The sequence below is a fragment of the Thalassotalea atypica genome, assembly GCF_030295975.1.
Classification (GTDB): Bacteria; Pseudomonadota; Gammaproteobacteria; order Enterobacterales; family Alteromonadaceae; genus Thalassotalea_F; species Thalassotalea_F atypica.
In genome coordinates, this window is the sequence record NZ_AP027364.1 from 256,536 (window position 1) to 274,055 (window position 17,520).

17 protein-coding genes are annotated in these 17,520 nt (G+C 41.0%); 13 read left to right on the forward strand and 4 right to left on the reverse strand.

Features of this window, described 5'->3' with window-relative positions; translation table 11 throughout:
• Positions 1-279 precede the first annotated feature (279 nt).
• Genes coxB through QUE03_RS01140 form a run of 4 tightly spaced genes read left to right on the forward strand, consistent with a single transcriptional unit; the run spans position 280 to position 4,934 of the window.
• Complete coding sequence (coxB, locus tag QUE03_RS01125; protein WP_434019801.1) at positions 280-1,827, forward strand: cytochrome c oxidase subunit II; 1,548 nt, start codon at positions 280-282, stop codon at positions 1,825-1,827.
• 12 nt (positions 1,828-1,839) lie between these two features.
• Positions 1,840-3,435, forward strand: coding sequence for a cytochrome c oxidase subunit I (gene ctaD, locus QUE03_RS01130; protein ID WP_434019802.1), 1,596 nt, complete (start codon positions 1,840-1,842; stop codon positions 3,433-3,435).
• Positions 3,436-3,475: 40 nt separating this feature from the next.
• The gene (locus tag QUE03_RS01135) at positions 3,476-4,018 is read left to right on the forward strand and encodes a cytochrome c oxidase assembly protein (RefSeq protein ID WP_286264246.1); all 543 of its coding nucleotides are present in this window, start codon (positions 3,476-3,478) and stop codon (positions 4,016-4,018) included.
• Between the two features lie 31 nt (positions 4,019-4,049).
• Complete coding sequence (locus tag QUE03_RS01140; RefSeq protein WP_286264249.1) at positions 4,050-4,934, forward strand: cytochrome c oxidase subunit 3; 885 nt, start codon at positions 4,050-4,052, stop codon at positions 4,932-4,934.
• 247 nt (positions 4,935-5,181) lie between these two features.
• Here the strand turns inward: QUE03_RS01140 and QUE03_RS01145 are convergent, their stop codons facing one another.
• Positions 5,182-5,391 carry a DUF2909 domain-containing protein gene (locus tag QUE03_RS01145; protein WP_286264250.1) on the reverse strand — a complete coding sequence of 70 codons (210 nt, stop codon included), beginning with the start codon at positions 5,389-5,391 and terminating at the stop codon, positions 5,182-5,184.
• A gap of 45 nt (positions 5,392-5,436) precedes the next feature.
• Here QUE03_RS01145 and QUE03_RS01150 point away from each other — a divergent pair, with 45 nt between their 5' ends.
• From QUE03_RS01150 to QUE03_RS01170, 5 genes are read left to right on the forward strand one after another with little or no spacing between them, the layout of a single operon-like run.
• On the forward strand, positions 5,437-6,207 hold the full coding sequence (locus QUE03_RS01150; RefSeq protein ID WP_286264252.1) for an SURF1 family protein: 771 nt from the start codon (positions 5,437-5,439) through the stop codon (positions 6,205-6,207).
• 4 nt (positions 6,208-6,211) lie between these two features.
• Entirely contained in the window at positions 6,212-6,814 is a 603-nt protein-coding gene (locus tag QUE03_RS01155; protein WP_286264255.1) for a redox-active disulfide-containing membrane protein, read from the forward strand.
• Positions 6,814-7,824: a COX15/CtaA family protein gene (locus QUE03_RS01160; RefSeq protein ID WP_286264257.1), complete on the forward strand. Its 1,011-nt coding sequence runs from the start codon at positions 6,814-6,816 to the stop codon at positions 7,822-7,824. The genes QUE03_RS01155 and QUE03_RS01160 overlap by 1 nt, the downstream gene beginning before the upstream one ends.
• A 10-nt stretch (positions 7,825-7,834) precedes the next feature.
• The gene (gene cyoE / locus QUE03_RS01165; RefSeq protein WP_286264259.1) at positions 7,835-8,746 is read left to right on the forward strand and encodes a heme o synthase; all 912 of its coding nucleotides are present in this window, start codon (positions 7,835-7,837) and stop codon (positions 8,744-8,746) included.
• A gap of 44 nt (positions 8,747-8,790) precedes the next feature.
• Positions 8,791-9,420 carry an SCO family protein gene (locus QUE03_RS01170; protein WP_286264261.1) on the forward strand — a complete coding sequence of 210 codons (630 nt, stop codon included), beginning with the start codon at positions 8,791-8,793 and terminating at the stop codon, positions 9,418-9,420.
• Between the two features lie 25 nt (positions 9,421-9,445).
• On the opposite strand, the gene QUE03_RS01175 is transcribed toward QUE03_RS01170, so the two are convergent.
• The gene (locus QUE03_RS01175; RefSeq protein WP_286264262.1) at positions 9,446-10,489 is read right to left on the reverse strand and encodes a polysaccharide deacetylase family protein; all 1,044 of its coding nucleotides are present in this window, start codon (positions 10,487-10,489) and stop codon (positions 9,446-9,448) included.
• Positions 10,490-10,641: 152 nt separating this feature from the next.
• On the opposite strand from QUE03_RS01175, the gene QUE03_RS01180 reads away from it, so the two are divergent.
• Positions 10,642-11,976, forward strand: coding sequence for an MATE family efflux transporter (locus QUE03_RS01180; protein WP_286264264.1), 1,335 nt, complete (start codon positions 10,642-10,644; stop codon positions 11,974-11,976).
• A gap of 88 nt (positions 11,977-12,064) precedes the next feature.
• On the opposite strand, the gene nfuA is transcribed toward QUE03_RS01180, so the two are convergent.
• Complete coding sequence (gene nfuA / locus QUE03_RS01185; RefSeq protein ID WP_286264266.1) at positions 12,065-12,643, reverse strand: Fe-S biogenesis protein NfuA; 579 nt, start codon at positions 12,641-12,643, stop codon at positions 12,065-12,067.
• Between the two features lie 215 nt (positions 12,644-12,858).
• Between nfuA and QUE03_RS01190 the strand changes: the two genes are divergently transcribed.
• The gene (locus QUE03_RS01190; RefSeq protein WP_286264269.1) at positions 12,859-15,426 is read left to right on the forward strand and encodes a M14 family zinc carboxypeptidase; all 2,568 of its coding nucleotides are present in this window, start codon (positions 12,859-12,861) and stop codon (positions 15,424-15,426) included.
• Positions 15,427-15,443: 17 nt separating this feature from the next.
• On the opposite strand, the gene QUE03_RS01195 is transcribed toward QUE03_RS01190, so the two are convergent.
• Positions 15,444-16,202: a ComF family protein gene (locus tag QUE03_RS01195; RefSeq protein WP_286264272.1), complete on the reverse strand. Its 759-nt coding sequence runs from the start codon at positions 16,200-16,202 to the stop codon at positions 15,444-15,446.
• 79 nt (positions 16,203-16,281) lie between these two features.
• Here QUE03_RS01195 and bioH point away from each other — a divergent pair, with 79 nt between their 5' ends.
• Both bioH and QUE03_RS01205 read left to right on the forward strand, forming a co-directional pair.
• Positions 16,282-17,067, forward strand: coding sequence for a pimeloyl-ACP methyl ester esterase BioH (gene bioH / locus QUE03_RS01200; protein ID WP_286264274.1), 786 nt, complete (start codon positions 16,282-16,284; stop codon positions 17,065-17,067).
• A 127-nt stretch (positions 17,068-17,194) separates the two neighbouring features.
• Complete coding sequence (locus tag QUE03_RS01205; RefSeq protein ID WP_286264276.1) at positions 17,195-17,497, forward strand: hypothetical protein; 303 nt, start codon at positions 17,195-17,197, stop codon at positions 17,495-17,497.
• The last annotated feature ends 23 nt before the right edge of the window (positions 17,498-17,520 follow it).

The following is a 17,520-nucleotide window of genomic DNA, read 5'->3' on the forward strand; positions in this document are numbered from 1 at the left end:
GTTTTTTGAGCTTTAACTCTATCTTCGTTAGAGTTTTTACTCATATGTTTTATAAGGAAAAACTTTGACTTGAATCAACAAAACACTAGACCTTGTATAAAAATTAAGTAATTCTAGAGTGGAAAATAAACATAAATAATAAGAATAGATGTGAGTGCGCTAATCTCATCTTACATCACAATTTCAACCAAAATTAAACAGAAATTACGCCCTGCGGAAAGCTGTATCTTTCGCTCTGTTTTTCTGTTTCTGTGTTAAAAAGGGTAGAGGAGATGTCGAGTGAAAAGACGTAACCTAGGTTGGCTGTTGTTGGGGAGTTTGCTTTCCAGTTCAGCTTGGGCCGAGATGGAGTTAAACCTTACTGAAGGCGTAACTGCGGTAAGTAAGGAAGTATATGATCTTCATATGCTGGCATTGTACATTTGTACAGCTATAGGTGTCATAGTCTTTGGTGCTATGTTTTGGTCGATGGCATTTCATCGTAAATCGAAAGGGGTAAAGCCTGCTGATTTTCATGAAAGTACGAAAGTTGAAATACTTTGGACGGCAATACCAATTGTTATTCTCATTGCGATGGCGGTTCCTGCCACAAGCACATTGATTGAGATGGAGAATAATGACAATTCAGATATCACCATACAAGTCACCGGCTCTCAATGGAAATGGCACTATAAGTATTTCGATCAAGACATTGAATTCTATTCTGTTCTCTCTACCCCTCGCGACCAATACGACAACCTCGATGGTCAATCAACTGAAAAAGGGGAAAATTACCTGCTTGAAGTTGATAAGCATCTCGTTATTCCAGTCAATAAAAAAGTGAGATTCTTAATCACTTCAGATGATGTTATTCACTCTTGGTGGGTACCTGCTTTTGCGGTGAAGCAAGATGCAAACCCTGGCTTTATCAATGAAGCATGGACCATTGTTGATCAGCCAGGTGTCTATCGTGGTCAGTGTGCAGAGCTTTGTGGTAAAGATCACGGCTATATGCCAGTAGTGGTTGAAGTTAAATCTGAAGCTGGCTACGCTGCATGGCTAGTTGAACAAGAGCAATTAATTGCTAAGGCAAAAGAAGCTGAAGCACAATCACTTAATGCATCTATGTCAAAAGACGAGTTGATGCAATTGGGTGAAACCACTTACACCGCTTATTGTGCTGCGTGCCACCAGCCTTCAGGTCAAGGTTTACCGCCGGCGTTCCCTGCGCTTAAAGGCAGTCCTATTGCAACTACCGGCCCTGTATCAGAGCATATTGATATGGTCTTTAACGGGAAAGCCGGTACAGGGATGCAAGGCTATGGTAAGCAGCTTTCGTTAAAAGAGATCGCAGCGGTCGTGACCTACGAGCGTAATGCTTGGGGTAATGACACGGGAGATTTAGTACAAGCATCGGATGTAAATACTGTTGCTGGTGCGATGCCAAAAGCAGAGTCTATGGCCGTAGTTGAAGAAGTAAAGGCAGCCGTTGAAGCACAAGCTGAACCAAGTGAAGATTTGTCCAGAACATATAGCATGGATGAATTGATGGCGAAAGGCGAACAGGTGTATATGACAGCATGTGTTGCATGTCACCAACCTACAGGTGCTGGGCTACCTCCGGCATTTCCATCATTAATTGGCAGCCCAATCATCACGGGTGATGTTACTGCTCATATTGATATGGTTTTAAATGGCAGTAGTAAAAATCCAGCAATGGCTGCATTTAAGGGCCAATTAAGCAAAACAGACATTGCCGCAGTTATCACCTATGAGCGAAATGCTTGGGGTAATAATACCGGTGATTTAGTCCAGCCAGCAGATATTGATGCTGCAAGTGCGAAGTAGGGAGGAATTAGTATGACAACTGACGTTATTAACGACTCAGAGCACCAGCATGACGATCATCATGATCATAAAATGACAGGCATTAAACGCTGGCTATATACCACTAACCATAAAGACATTGGTTCAATGTATTTGTGGTTCTCATTTATTATGTTTTTAACGGGTGGGGCAATGGCGATGGTAATACGCGCTGAATTGTTCCAACCGGGTCTGCAAATTATCGAGCCAGACTTTTTCAACCAAATGACCACTGTTCACGGTTTGATCATGGTTTTTGGCGCTATTATGCCGGCGTTTACAGGTTTGGCTAACTGGATGCTACCTATGATGGTAGGTGCGCCAGATATGGCATTACCAAGACTGAACAATTGGAGCTTTTGGATTTTACCGTTTGCGTTCACCATTTTATTAGCGTCTTTCTTTATGGAAAGTGGCGCGCCTAACTTTGGTTGGACCTTCTACGCACCATTATCCACAACCTACAGTAATGGTAGTACTGCATTCTTTGTGTTTGCTGTTCATATCATGGGTATTTCATCAATCATGGGCGCAATCAATATCGTAGTTACTATCATGAATATGCGCGCACCGGGTATGACGTACATGAAGATGCCATTGTTTGTCTGGACCTTCTTTATCACGGCCTATTTACTAATAGCGGTGATGCCCGTACTCGCCGGTACGGTGACTATGGTATTAACTGATACCTATTTTGGTACCAGCTTTTTTGATGCCGCCGGTGGTGGTGATCCTGTAATGTTCCAGCATATTTTCTGGTTCTTTGGACATCCTGAAGTGTACATCATGATTTTGCCAGCGTTTGGTATTGTATCGACAACCATTCCAGCGTTTTCTCGTAAGAAACTGTTTGGTTATAGTTCAATGGTTTATGCAACCGCTTCAATTGCCTTCTTGTCGTTTATTGTATGGGCTCACCATATGTTTACTACAGGTATGCCGCTGTTTGGTGAATTATTCTTCATGTATTGCACCATGCTAATTGCTGTTCCAACAGGGGTTAAGGTCTTTAACTGGGTCGCTACAATGTGGCGCGGTGCATTATCGTTCGAAACACCAATGCTGTTCTCTATTGCTTTTGTAATCTTGTTCACAATAGGTGGTTTTTCAGGACTAATGTTGGCTTTAACGCCAGTTGATTTTCAATATCACGATACTTACTTTGTTGTTGCCCATTTCCATTATGTATTGGTTACAGGTGCGTTATTTTCTATCTATGCAGGGGCTTATTACTGGCTACCTAAGTGGACGGGTTATATGTACAACGATACGTTAAGTAAGTGGCATTTTTGGTGTTCACTAATTTCGGTAAACCTCTTGTTCTTCCCTATGCACTTCTTAGGATTAGCTGGCATGCCACGTCGTATTCCGGATTACGCATTGCAATTTGCTGACTTTAACAAGTGGGTCAGCATTGGCGGCTTTGCATTTGGCATTTCTCAATTAATTTTCTTAGTGCTGGTGATTAAATGTATTAAGGGAGGCGAGAAAGCTGCAGCGAAACCTTGGGATGGTGCAGAAGGGTTAGAATGGACTGTACCTAGTCCTGCGCCATATCACACATTCGAAACACCACCTAAAGTCGATTAGATTTTAGGTGTCATCGTTAAAATAAAAATTAAGAGAGCATATGACTGAGCAACTAAAACAAAATAAAGAAAAAACCGCGAAAAAGTTAGTACTGATCGTATTTGCTATGTTTGGGTTCGGATTTGCTTTAGTTCCTCTTTATGATGTGTTTTGTGATATTACTGGGTTAAATGGGAAAACAGCTGATAGTGCGGCAACGTATACGGCTGATGGGGTTGATGAAACGCGCACAATAAGAGTGCAGTTTATTAGCCGCACCGCTAAAGGTATTCCATGGCAGTTCGAACCAATGGTAAACGAGGTTGAAGTGCATCCCGGTGAAATGAAACTGGTTAAATTTTACGCTAAAAATGAATCAGTAAGAGATATTATTGGACAGGCTGTACCCTCAGTCTCTCCGGGCCAAGCAGCATTGTATTTTCAAAAAATAGAATGCTTTTGCTTTAATCAACAGCCTCTCAAAGCAAATGAAGATGTTGAAATGGCTCTGCAATTTTATGTAGATCCTGAATTGCCTGATCATATCTCTGAGCTAACGCTGTCATATACCTTGTATGACATCACAGGCAAAGTTGAATCATAAGTTGTAAATAACCGAATGTAGGGAAAGAGTAATGACTACAAAAGAATATGAATCTTATTACGTACCTGCGCAAAGTCACTGGCCGATTATAGGTGCTATTGGCTTATTCTTAATTGCGATAGGCGCAGGACAATACGTCTCAACCTTAGCAAGTGAAGAAGCAGGCTGGGGCGGTTGGGTATTAATTGCCGGTATTGCCGTGATTATATATATGGTATTTGGCTGGTTTAGCAACGTCATCAACGAATCGATGTCGGGTAAATATAGTCATCAGATGGATAATTCATTCAAGCAAGGAATGAGCTGGTTTATCTTTTCTGAAGTGATGTTTTTCGCCGCGTTTTTCGGCGCACTTCTCTATGCTAGAACGTTCTCCGTGCCTTGGTTAGACGGCGCTGGCAATAACGTGATGACTGGCGAAGTGCTATGGCCTGAGTTTACTGCAACTTGGCCTCTAATTAAGACGCCAGATGGCACGACGACAACAGGCATGGGTTGGTATGGTCTACCTTTAATTAACACCATCTTGCTACTGACTTCATCAGTTACTGCGCATTTTGCACACGTGGCGTTAGAGCAAGATAAGCGCCCACAGCTCAAGTTTTGGTTAGGCTTGACCGTATTATTAGGCTTAGTCTTCTTGTATTGCCAAGGTCTAGAGTATGCCCATGGTTATGCAGATGAAATGAGGTTGTATTTAGACAGTGGCATTTATGGTAATACCTTCTACATGCTAACGGGCTTCCATGGTATGCACGTTACGCTAGGTACCATCATGTTAATTGTCATGTTGGTGCGAGTATTTAAAGGGCACTTTACCCCAAAAAATCACTTTGCGTTTCAGGCTGCTAGTTGGTACTGGCATTTTGTTGACGTGGTATGGGTATTACTGTTTGTATTCGTCTACATCATTTAATGATTTCTATCGTCGTTATTTAGCATGAATACATTATCGGATGTGCTCACATATACTTATATGCTGTGCGCATCCTCTTCGTTTTCATGCGAACTAACTTAGCTACAAACCATTAAACTATAGAATGAATAATATTAACTCAGAATCAGAGGTGCTCGCATATATTTATATGCTGCGCACCTCTTCTTTGCCTTTATCCAATCTACGGAGTGAAAATAACTCAAAGCTTAATTTGTAAAGCCGAGCATTAATAAGGGCGTGGATTAGGGGTAATAACGCCGGTCAGAATACCAAGTAATAGCAGTAGTACGATCGCCACCGATGTCATCACGCGTCGGCCGATAAACTGAGACATTGGCGGTTTATCAGGATCGTTCTTATTCATAATCACCAGTGCCTTAAATAAGTTGTAAATCATAAAACCTAATAGCCCGACGATGATAATTTTAACCAGCATATCGCTTCCTCTTAATTTTAATTCTTATGATGCGGTGCATACGCTTTGAACCGTTCTGCATTCGCTTTAGTGCGCCAGTCGGTTAACTGGGTATGGGTTGTTATAACCTTGCTTGTCTTTTCGTTATTAATCAAGTTAGGAATGTGGCAAAGCACGCGAGCAATTGAAAAAGAGCAGCGGTTGTCGCGTATTGTAGAGTTGCAAACAGATAACGCACTGTCACTCTCGCAGTTGATGCAAAATGCTGATCAAGGCGAAGAACAACTTAATGATTTGCCTGTCCTTCTTGATGGATATTTTGAACCAGAAATCTTATTTTTGCTGGATAATCAGCCTAACAAAGGGCAGTTAGGTTACAAAGTATATCAAGTATTCAATCATGAACCCTACACACTGCTTGTCAACCTAGGTTGGGTGTTAGGCAGCAGAGATCGAAACACCCTACCTGATGTCACACCAATCACAGGGTCAATGAAATTGACCGGTAATATCCGATTTATTGACGTTGGTGTGATGCTCGCAGAGCAAAATTTTGGTCAATTCGATTGGCCATTGCGCGTACAACAAATAGAAATAGATAAATTCTCAGGTTTAATTAATAAACAACTCTTGCCCTTTGCTGTGTTCTTAGATAAAACTGAACAGATAGGATATGAAAAAAACTGGCAACCTGTAGTTATGCCACCCGAGAAACATTGGGGGTATGCATTTCAATGGTTTAGTCTAGCAATTGCTTGGCTACTCCTAATGATTTGGGCTGCGATAAAAACCAATAATAATGATACTTCTTTAAAAAATAACAATAATAAGGCCTAGCAGTATGGATTCTTCCGATAACCTTTCACAGGAACAAAGTGAGCAACGACGAAAAAGCCGTCGCAGCTTTATTTTCGTATGTCTCGCTTTTATTGTGCCTATCATCTTGGCCAAGATGGCATTGGAGCAACAATGGTTTAATTACGGTGTAACCAACCAAGGACAGTTGTTAGATAAAGAATTACATCTAAAAGATTTAGGATTAAACCAGTTACACGATAAATTACCTGAAGGGCAGAAGCCTTGGTTATTGGTATACAACTTACCCAGTAAGTGTGAACAACAGTGCATTCAATTGTTCAATGGCTTAAGCAATACCTATATCGCGTTGGGCAAAGACATGAAGCGAGTTAATTTAGTTGGCGTACTCAACAGTGAATTATCAGAACAGCAGTATTCTACTATTGATATTAAGCGTTGGACAATGACTACCCTTGCAGGACATGCGCAACTACCTCAAGAATTAGCACCTGTATTTGTCGTTGACCCATTAGGTAATGTTGTTGTTAGTCATCAACCGCCTGCAAGTGCCGACGAATTACCAAGTTTTGGGAAGTCGATATTGGCTGACTTTAAAGTGTTATTGAAACTTTCAAGGATTGGCTAATGATGGCATCTCTAGGCGTAAAAAATGTTAGACGATTGGTGCTTGTCAGTATTTTATTGGCCATTGTTGTGGTCAGTTTAGGCGCTTATACCCGCTTAACTCACGCTGGCTTAGGTTGTCCTGACTGGCCCGGCTGCTACGGTTTACTTGATGTACCAGAAACGAAGGAACAAATAGCGAAAGCAGAGCTAGCATTTCCTGAGCGTCCTGTTGAGCCCGAAAAAGCATGGAATGAAATGATCCATCGATATTTTGCAGGATCATTAGGCTTGCTTATTCTCTTAATAACTATTTTATCAATTAGGCAACGTGATCAAGGAACACCAGTGTTTCTACCTATTGTTATCCTCGCGATTGTGACGTTTCAGGCGGCGCTTGGCATGTGGACCGTCACCATGAAGTTGATGCCCATAGTGGTGATGGGACACTTGTTGGGGGGCTTCACTACGTTATGTTTATTATTTTTACTGTATCTGCGCTTGACGCCTTACAGGGTACCAGTTGGAGATTTTAAAATAAAACGATATTCCAAATATGCAATGCTAGGTGTGGCTGTTTTGGCGGCTCAAATTGCTTTGGGGGGATGGACTTCATCGAATTATGCAGCTTTAACCTGTACTGAACTGCCCATTTGCCAAGACGGTTGGGTTGAACAACTGACCTTTGAAGACTCTTTTGATCTCATACCGCCAGAGCGAGAAACGTATGAATTTGGCCATTTAGACCACGCTTCACGAGTTACTATACATGCGGTGCATCGTATTGGCGCCGTGGTTACGTTTTTATTTTTAGCGTGGTTATCTTTAGCGGTATATCGTAAAGCACAAACCAGCTTTTTCAAAAAATTACCCAGCGTGTTATTTTTGATTCTATTGGTTCAAGTAGGTTTAGGGGTGAGTAATGTTGTTTTTTCATTACCGTTGGCAGTTGCCGTGAGTCATAACGTTGTTGCGGCCTGTTTGATGTTGGCATTAATCACGCTTGCCTACAGTTTAAAAAGAAAAATATAGGGAATTTACAATGAGTAAAAGTGCAACTTTAGACCAAGACAACATTGAAAATTCTAGTGCCACCTGGCGAGACTACTACGAGATCACTAAACCAAGAGTAGTTGCGTTGTTGGTGCTTACTGCGCTTGTAGGTATGTGTTTGTCAGTCCCCGGCGTCATCCCTTGGCAACTGCTTATTCCTGCCATGTTGGGTATAGGTATGTTGTCTTCTGCGGCGGCTGCTATTAATCATATTGTCGACCAACGGATTGACAGTGTCATGGCGCGCACTCATAAACGTCCCTTACCTAATGGACGAATTAGCCAATCCAGTGCAGTTTCTTTCGCGGCAGGATTAGCGATATTGGGTTTTTTCATGCTATATGCTTTGGTTAACCCGTTGACGGCATGGTTAACCTTTGCGGGTTTAGTGGGTTATGGTTTTGTCTACACCATGTACTTAAAAAGGGCAACGCCACAGAATATTACCATTGGTGGCTTAGCTGGCGCTATCCCGCCATTATTAGGCTGGACCGCAATGACCAACGAAATTCACCCTCATGCCTTGCTGTTGGTCTTACTTATCTTTACTTGGACACCACCTCACTTTTGGGCATTAGCGATCCATCGTAAAAATGATTATGCCAAAGTGAATATTCCAATGTTACCTGTGACCCATGGTGTGAGTTTCACCAAGACGCAAATATTACTTTATACGGTATTATTATTCGTTGTTGGTCTCCTTCCTTATTTGGTAGGGATGAGTAACTGGTTATACCTAGCCGGTGCGGTGACGTTAAACTTAATGTTTTTTATCTATGCATGGAAATTAAAATTTAATGCTGACGAAAATACGGCGATGGATACCTTTAAATTTTCGATTATTCATTTAATGATCTTATTTGTGGTGCTGTTAGTCGATCACTATGTTCTCCCAGTATAAAAACATCAAGTACGACAAAATTTATTAAGCGAAGAAAGAGAAGTATGAACAAAGTCCTTTATATTATTGTCGCCATTATCGCTCTTGGTTTTGGTGCCTTTATTTTCAAACAAGCGAATCTGGTGTCTGCACCGGAGCATGCTTTATACTACAAGCAAGCAAGAGATATTGCTCCGTTTGAACTAACGTCACACCTTGGAGGGAAATTTTCCAACCCACAACTTATGGGGCAATGGTCTTGGGTATTTTTTGGCTATACTTCTTGTCCAGATGTTTGTCCAACTACTTTACAAGAACTCAATTTTGTCTATCCAGAGCTCAAAGAAATTGCAGCTAATACGCAAGTGCTTTTGGTCTCAGTCGATCCGCTACGTGACACAACGGAAAAACTCGCACAATACATTCGATACTTCAATGCAGAATTTTTTGCTCTGACGGCAGGACATGATGTTTTGTATCCATTCGCACGAAATATGGGTTTGATGTATGCGATAGTCGACGATACTGACCAAACAAGCTATTTGGTTGATCACAGTGCTTCTATGGTGTTAATTAATCCTCAAGGAAAAATTGCGGCCATTTTTAAACCTAAGCATGAGTTAGGACAGCTACCCACCATCAGTGGCGATGATTTAGTGGCAGATTTTGAAAAAATTGTGCAATTAGCAGATTAATATTGCGAACCAATTTATTGTTTGATTAAAGCGGATACCAAGTCCCACCTTCTTTTAAAACAAACCAAGGTTTTGAATACCAATAAAATCGTCCGCGTTCACTGATACTGGGAGCGGTGCAGTTACAACGAACACGACCAATAGGTAAATCGTTGCTATAAGTAATAGAAAACTGTTGTTCATTTAGCCATTTTATCTTTTGACGACCTAACCCGGAAATATAACAATTTAATTGGCTAGGTAAAAAATCATCCACTTCAATGTTAAAAGTAATTGATTTGGATTGGCCATATTCAAATATGGTTTGGGCATTGGACTCTTCCAGTGTGATGGCTAACGGTAATGAATTAAGTTTGTCGCGTAAACTGGAAAGCTGGTCGTAAGGTTTTGACACAGGAAAACGGGGGATAATACTTAAATCGGAAGAAATACCCGCTGCGCCAGATTGCTGTGAAAAACCAACAAAACCGTGATCTCGTAACCATTGTTGTATTTTGGGGGTAAATTCTCCATAAGGGTAGGCGAAATAATGCCAACTTTGTCCGGTATGTTGTTTAATCAGTTGTTCAGTTTCAAGCAGTTCTTTACTTTGTTGCTCAAGCCAAGTTTTCTCATCCATGTGTGCTGGAATGCGGGCAATGGATTGATGCTCTAAGCCGTGATTAGCGATTATCACGCCATTACTGGCGAGCTGCTTAATCTCTTCCCAGCCCAAATGACCAGCTTTGCTAACGGCGCCAGGGTTGATAAACATGGTATAAGGGTAATTGAATTCCTCAAGAATTGGCGTGCCGTTTTCAACGATATCTTGGTAAGCGTCATCAAAAGTTATCGCCACCCATTTATTGGTCATTAATTGTTGATGCTTAATGGCGTCAACGATCTGATTTAGTGGCACCACTTTGAAGCCATTGTCTTTTAAATACTGCATGTGCATTTTAAATTGGGCTGGTGCGATACTGGTACTGGGGGGCGTATTTTCACTGACATGGTGATATTGCAAAATAACCGCCGCCGAAGTAAGTAGCGGTGCTAGAGCAAAAAATAAAATCAGTAATCGAGTAAACATAATCACGCCTTAAACAAAGCTAAATGGATTTTAGCTAATAGAAAATTTCAAAAGTGTCTGAAATGCGATGGGAATGTCTGCATTTTGGATCAGTACCTGTATATAATCGACTATTGTTCTCTTTGTGCCAACATTCATCAAGGATTATTTTGTTGACTCACGTCAAACACAGTCAAATATTTGCCATCGCGCTCCCAATGATATTGTCAAATATCACCGCGCCATTATTAGGGCTGGTTGATACTGCAGTTATTGGCCACTTGTCTCATGCTTATTTTTTGGGCGGCAGCACGGTTGGCGCCATGTTAATTACCTTTGTCACTTGGCTTTGTGGTTTCTTAAGAATGTCGACCACGGGCCTTTCCGCTCATGCATATGGCGCGCAAGAGAGCCAAGAGAGTTATTTGATTTTGGTGCGTGGGCTAATGATAGCATTCACCATCGGTCTGTTGATAATCGTATTGCAACTCCCATACATTAATGCAGGGCTGTGGTTAGCTGGCGGCTCAGAGCAGGTTCAATTTTATGCTGCGCAATATGCACACATTAGGGTGTGGGGGTTGCCGGCGGCACTGGCAAACATCGTAATAGTCGGATGGCTACTAGGACAACATAAAGCCAAAATGGTGATGTGGCTGTTAATCGCCACGAATATCATCAACTTGAGTTTAGATTTATTGTTTGTTGTGGTTTTTGATTGGCAGGTACAAGGGGTTGCTGCCGCTACTTTAATTGCTGAAATCAGCGGTTTGCTTATTGGTCTCGGGATGATTTTGCATCATCTGGAGCTCTCACTATCGGCCATGGTCGAAAAAGCAATCGGCCAGTTCAATGCTATTACTGAAAGAGAGCCGTTAATGGCTTATTTTCATCTCAATAAAAATATCCTGATCCGAACATTGTGTTTAGAGCTGTGTTTTGTGTTCATGACTTTTCAAGGCGCACGTTTAGGCGATGATATTATTGCGGCTAATGCCATTTTGATGAACTTCTTGTTATTGATTTCATTTGGGCTTGATGGCATCGCCAATGCTGCTGAAGTCTTAGTGGGAAAAGCCAAAGGACAGAAAAACCCAGACGCGATAAAACAGGTAGTTTCGCTGTCTTTAATGTGGACAGCTGTATTCGCTGTTGCCTATAGTTTATTGTTTTTGATAGCAGAGGACTGGCTGATTTCGTTGATATCTGACATTCCGAATGTCATTGCAACGGCTAAAATTTACTATCCTTGGGTTATCTTATTACCGATTATTGCTTGTTGGTGCTTTCTATTTGACGGTGTCTATGTAGGACTAATGAATGCTAGAGTGATGAGAAATAGCATGCTTATCTCAACTTTTGGCTGTTTTTTCCCTGTTTGGGCGTTGTTGAGTTTCATGGGAAATCACGGATTATGGCTAGCGTTTACCTGCTTTATGTTGACTCGAGGTATGACCTTGATATGGCATTACTATGGCTATCAACAACACCGTCATAACACCATTTAATGAAATATCGTTTAGATTAAATGTAAGGCATTAAAAAAGGCGCTTTAGAAGGCGCCTCTTGGATATTTACTTTCGCTTTAAGCAAATACTAGTAATATGAATGTTCACCACGTTCGTGCTCAGTCATATCTTTTACGCCTTTAATTTCGTTACCCATTAAATCAATCAACTGGCGTTCAATACCGTCTTTTACTGTTACGTCGATTTGGCTACAACCGTTACAGCCACCACCAAACTGAAGTACGGCGTAACCGTCGTCAGTAATTTCCATCAAAGTACATTCACCACCATGGCCAGCTAACTGAGGGTTAACTTCTGCTTGAATAAAGTAATGTACTCGTTCAAATAACGGTGCGTCATCACTCACTTTTCGCAGTTTTGCGTTGGGTGCTTTTAAGGTTAATTGAGAGCCCATTTGATCGGTGACAAAATCAATTTCAGCATCAACTAAAAACGGTTCACTTTCAGCATCGATATAAGCTGAAAACTCATCGAAAGGGATTTTAATATCTTCAGGCTCAACTGCTTCTGCTGGGCAGTAAGAAACGCCACACTCTGCTTTTGCTGTACCTGGATTAACCACAAATACGCGAATGCTTGTGCCTTCAGCCTGCTGAGAAAGTAACTTTACAAAATGAGTTTGTGCAGACTCTGAAATATTGATCATCGAAATTTACCTGTTTAAATATGAATGCCATACCTGAGTAATTCACTCAAGTATGATCATTTTACTCTTCTAAACGGTTCGGTGCTAGTCACTAGCTTAAATTAATGTCGTTGGTCTTATAATTATATGTCATCAACGATAATTAAATACAAAGCCTAGTTTATTGTGGGCGCCTTTGTTATTTTTACTACTTACGATTAATTTAGGGCAATGACATGTTTTTTAGGCAAAATATATTTTTAGTCGCATTCGTATTGATATCGAGTGCTTTTTTCTCATCGGTCACTACCTCTGCACCTTTATCTTATTACTTGCCTGAAAATCATTCTTATACTGCTGAATTACTCAAACCGAGCGCTTTTATCGGCAGCGAGATAGGAGAGCAGCACCTAAGACACGATCAATTAGTAGGTTATCTTTCTCATTTAGCGTCGCAATCAAATCGCATTAAATTAACTGAAATGGGTAAAACCTATCAGCAACGGACACAGCTACTGTTAACTATTTCAAGCCCTGAAAATTTAGCTAACCTAGACACTATTTTAGCGGACAGAGATAAAAAATCTTATCGTGCAGGCAACGATCCTGTTGTAGTTTGGCTAGGGTATAGCGTGCATGGTGATGAGATCAGTGGCGCTCATGCCGCGCTTATCGTTGCCTATCATCTCGCGGCAAGCCAAGATAAATCTATTGAGCAAATGTTGAAAGAAACCATCATAGTCATTGAACCTAGCATCAATCCAGATGGTATGGATCGTTTTGCTAACTGGGCCAATACATTTAAAGGCATGACAGCAAACCCTGATCCTAACCACATAGAACACCACCAGCATTGGCCTTCAGGGCGTACTAACCATTTTTGGTTTGATTTAAACCGTGACTGGTTATTACTATCGCAACAAGAAAGTCAAAATCGACTGAAGTATTTTCATCAGTACCAGCCTAATGTTCTAGGCGATTTTCATGAAATGGGTGCCAATGGCACTTACTTTTTCCAACCAGGTATTCCTTCACGTACTCATCCATTGACCCCTAAAGAAAACACAAAGTTGACGCAAGATTTGGCTAAGTTTCATGCCAAAGCGCTGGATGCCAATGAACGGTTATATTACAGCGAAGAAAGCTTTGATGATTTTTATTATGGCAAAGGATCAACTTATCCTGATGTTAACGGCTCTGTTGGCATTTTGTTTGAGCAAGCCAGTAGTCGTGGCCAACAACAAGATACAGTTAATGGCCTACTGACGTTTGAATATGGCATAAAAAATCATGTACTAACGTCATTATCAACCATCAAGGGCACTTGGGTTGAGCGCAATGTATTGAGAAAATATCGTCAAAGCTTCTACCAAGACGTTGAGGAGTTAGCTAAAAAAGAAAAAATTCGGGGCTATATTGTTTATGAATCTAAAGACCTGTATCGCCTGAATGCGTTCTTGGATAAATTGGACCAACATCAAATTGATGTGTTCCCTCTAGCGAGTGACTTTCGTTTAAATTCAAAATTGTATGCACAACAAAATAGTTTTTTCATTCCATTGAATCAACCGCAATTTAGATTGATTCAAGCGATATTCTCAACCCAGAAAAACTTCGAAGACAATACTTTTTATGATGTCTCAGGTTGGACAATACCACTAGCAATGAACATTGAATTCGCTGCAGTGAACCGAGCTTGGGGCCTAAAATTAGCTGAACAGGCTTGGCAGCCTAAGGCGAAACAAAAACAAGAATTTACTGGTGGCGCTTACGCCTATGCCATTGAGTGGCAACACTTTTTAGCGCCAAAATTGTTAAATGAGCTAATTAGCCAAGGGGTTAAAGTAAAAGTTGCCAATAAAGCGTTTAGTAGCATCGTTAAGGGTAATAAAAAAGACTTTAAGCCGGGGACCCTAGTAGTCTTAGCGGGCACTCAAAATACTGATGAGTGGCGTGTGCTGCTTGAGCAAGCCAGTAATAAAAATCAAATCCCAAGTTATGCATTAACAACAGGGCTGACGATTAATGGTATTGATTTGGGTAGTAGTTCATTCAGACCGATTGAGCCTCGAAAGGTGTTGATGCTTGGGGGCAATTCTGTTTCACAATATGAAGCGGGTGAAGTGCGATACTATCTCGATAATCAGCTATCAATTCCTGTATCTATTGTTGAACCACAACGGTTTATGCAAATTGATTTGGCTGATTACACTCATATTGTCCTTGTTAATGGTCAGTATGGCTCAATGCCTGAGAAAGTAACCGATAAGCTGAGCCATTGGGTTAAAAATGGCGGCACGGTGATTGCGCAGAAAAAGGCGGTGGGTTATTTGGTTAAGCATAATATTCTCAATGCTAAAGTAGCTTCTAAGCAGCAACTCGATACATTATTTGATACAGATGGACTACGATATCAGGATAAAGAAAAACTGGCAGGGCGTAAAAGGATCGCAGGTGCAATCTTCGCTACAGAGTTAGACCTGAGCCACCCTCTAGCTTACGGATATGATCGCTCAATATTACCAATGTTTAGAAACAGTACGATTATTATCGACAGCCCTGCTGAACCATTTGTTGCCGTGGCGAAATACTTACCTGATCCGTTACTAAGTGGTTATACCGATCAGAATCTGGTCAATCGTATTGCGCATAACGCTGCCATCGTGGCCCACAATTTAGGTAAAGGGCGAGTAATCGCAACCAGTGAAAACTTGGCATTTAGAGGGTATTGGTATGGCAGTGCAAAAATACTCGCCAATGCTATCTTCTTTGATAAAGCGTTCAGTGTTACCACTAAAGAGTAGTTCATCGATTTTTTGCGTCAGCATTTATCAATGCTGACGCAAAGTGTTAATACGGTGACATTTTTCACATAGTTAGATTTTAACAAGCGACTGATTTCATTGATGGTTGCGCCAGTTGTAATAACATCGTCAATGAGTAATACTTTCTTTCCCGCGATTTGATCGCGATCGCTTAAAGCGAAATTTCCAGCGACACTTTTTCGTCGTTGTGTCCCCGATTGTCCAACCTGAGCTTGTTCATACTTTACGCGCCTTAATAAGTTGTCTTGATAGGAAATTTGATGGTATTTACTAAATGCCTCAGCTAATAAATGGGCTTGGTTGAATCCACGTAGTTGCCATTTACGTTGATGGGTGGGAACACTTATAACAATATCAGAGCAATCATATAACTCCTCATTAGCTCTATGCCACTGATATTGAAGTACAAAGCCTAGTAGTGAAGCATAGTCATGACGTCTTTGATATTTGAATTGATTAATCCAATGTGACATAGGCCATGCATATGGAGTAACACTGATCAAACGATCAAAATGTCGCTTTTTGAATAAGTTATTCATAGCGGGCCAATTCAATAAATCACCACCGACTTTTTCGATACTGAAAAAGGGTAAGTTGGCTAAACAATAGGTACAAATTTGAGGATGCACATCACTGCTACCGTGACAGATGATGCATTGGCTTAGCTGCATTCTTAATTGGTATACTGAGCTAGTTATATTATTGAGTAATCGATTTTTGCGATAGAGCAAGCCTCGAAGATCAAACCTTTCCATGGTTCAATTCCATTCATATCGTCCTTTGGGTACACTGTCGCGACAAACGTTAATAACACATGTTGCACACAGATTAACTATGGCACAAAAACTTAAAACTTCTATTTATGGACAGGGTCAACCAATCGTATTTCTCCATGGATGGGGATTAAATTCCGGTGTATGGCAACCCGTCATCGATAAAATCAAGCATAAGTATGAAATAATCACCGTTGATCTGCCGGGTTTTGGTATTAATCACGAGTACGTCAGTCAGCCATTTGACTTGAAAACTATAGGTGAGCAAATTGTTTCAGCTGTTGATAAGCCAGCGATTTATTTGGGGTGGAGTTTAGGTGGCTTATTTGCGACTGAAATAGCGCTACATCATCAAACACAATGCCAAGGTCTGATAACCGTGGCGAGCAGTCCCTGCTTTAAGCAACAAGAGCATTGGCCTGGTATAAAACCGGAATACTTGACGGTTTTTTATCAGCAATTAAGTAAAGATATTGAGCAAACGTTAAAGAACTTTTTAAAGATTCAAGCAATGGGTAGCCCTCATATTCGTCAAGACCTAAAAGAACTTCAACGTTTGGTCATGGCTTATCCTATACCAGTGCGTTCGGCGTTAAAATCTGGACTTGATCTGCTCGACACAGTTGATATACGAACGTCATTGGCAGATATCACTCAGCCATTTTTGCGAATATACGGTAAGCTAGACAGTTTGGTACCGATAGAAACCGCAGCACTCGTTAACGAATTGGCTCCTGAAAGTGACTGGGTCGCTTTTGATAAGGCTTCTCATGCACCGTTCATATCACATCAGTCAGCGTTTATTACACAGCTCTCTCAATGGCTAGACAATCGTTTTAATGAGTAAAGGGCAGCAATGATTGGTTGATTTTTATTCGATTTTGGTTGATAATTAAGCATGTTGTACCTGTTGAAAAACTGTTGATTATGCGCTGTGCTAAAAGCGCATTTAAATGAGACAGTTAGGAGAATTTATGGAAATTCAATCTGCTTTTAATGCTGGCCTTCAAGGCTTTCAAAATGCCACCGAGCGTGCCAATGAGGCCGCTACAAATATAGTTCAAGAAACGACTCGAACAGAAGCCGCTGAAAGTTTTTCACCTGAACAACAAATTAATAGTGAACCTCAAGTACAAAATCGGGATGCTGGGGATGTAATCGACTTGAATCAGGAAATAGTTGATCTTAAAGTAGCAGAGTTCCAAGCAAAGGCTTCGGCTGAAGTCGTTCAAACGGCTGATGAAGTGCTTGGTACGTTAATTGATGTAACGGCTTAAGCTTAATTGTGTTAGTTGGAAAT

Excerpts from the sequence above, each read along its gene's own strand:
- ctaD (WP_434019802.1), top strand. The coding sequence starts at position 1,840 with ATGACAACTGACGTTATTAACGACTCAGAGCACCAGCATGACGATCAT.
- QUE03_RS01135 (WP_286264246.1), top strand. The coding sequence starts at position 3,476 with ATGACTGAGCAACTAAAACAAAATAAAGAAAAAACCGCGAAAAAGTTA.
- QUE03_RS01140 (WP_286264249.1), top strand. The coding sequence starts at position 4,050 with ATGACTACAAAAGAATATGAATCTTATTACGTACCTGCGCAAAGTCAC.
- QUE03_RS01145 (WP_286264250.1), bottom strand. The coding sequence starts at position 5,391 with ATGCTGGTTAAAATTATCATCGTCGGGCTATTAGGTTTTATGATTTAC.
- QUE03_RS01155 (WP_286264255.1), top strand. The coding sequence starts at position 6,212 with ATGGATTCTTCCGATAACCTTTCACAGGAACAAAGTGAGCAACGACGA.
- QUE03_RS01160 (WP_286264257.1), top strand. The coding sequence starts at position 6,814 with ATGATGGCATCTCTAGGCGTAAAAAATGTTAGACGATTGGTGCTTGTC.
- cyoE (WP_286264259.1), top strand. The coding sequence starts at position 7,835 with ATGAGTAAAAGTGCAACTTTAGACCAAGACAACATTGAAAATTCTAGT.
- QUE03_RS01170 (WP_286264261.1), top strand. The coding sequence starts at position 8,791 with ATGAACAAAGTCCTTTATATTATTGTCGCCATTATCGCTCTTGGTTTT.
- QUE03_RS01175 (WP_286264262.1), bottom strand. The coding sequence starts at position 10,489 with ATGTTTACTCGATTACTGATTTTATTTTTTGCTCTAGCACCGCTACTT.
- nfuA (WP_286264266.1), bottom strand. The coding sequence starts at position 12,643 with ATGATCAATATTTCAGAGTCTGCACAAACTCATTTTGTAAAGTTACTT.
- QUE03_RS01190 (WP_286264269.1), top strand. The coding sequence starts at position 12,859 with ATGTTTTTTAGGCAAAATATATTTTTAGTCGCATTCGTATTGATATCG.
- QUE03_RS01195 (WP_286264272.1), bottom strand. The coding sequence starts at position 16,202 with ATGGAAAGGTTTGATCTTCGAGGCTTGCTCTATCGCAAAAATCGATTA.
- bioH (WP_286264274.1), top strand. The coding sequence starts at position 16,282 with ATGGCACAAAAACTTAAAACTTCTATTTATGGACAGGGTCAACCAATC.
- QUE03_RS01205 (WP_286264276.1), top strand. The coding sequence starts at position 17,195 with ATGGAAATTCAATCTGCTTTTAATGCTGGCCTTCAAGGCTTTCAAAAT.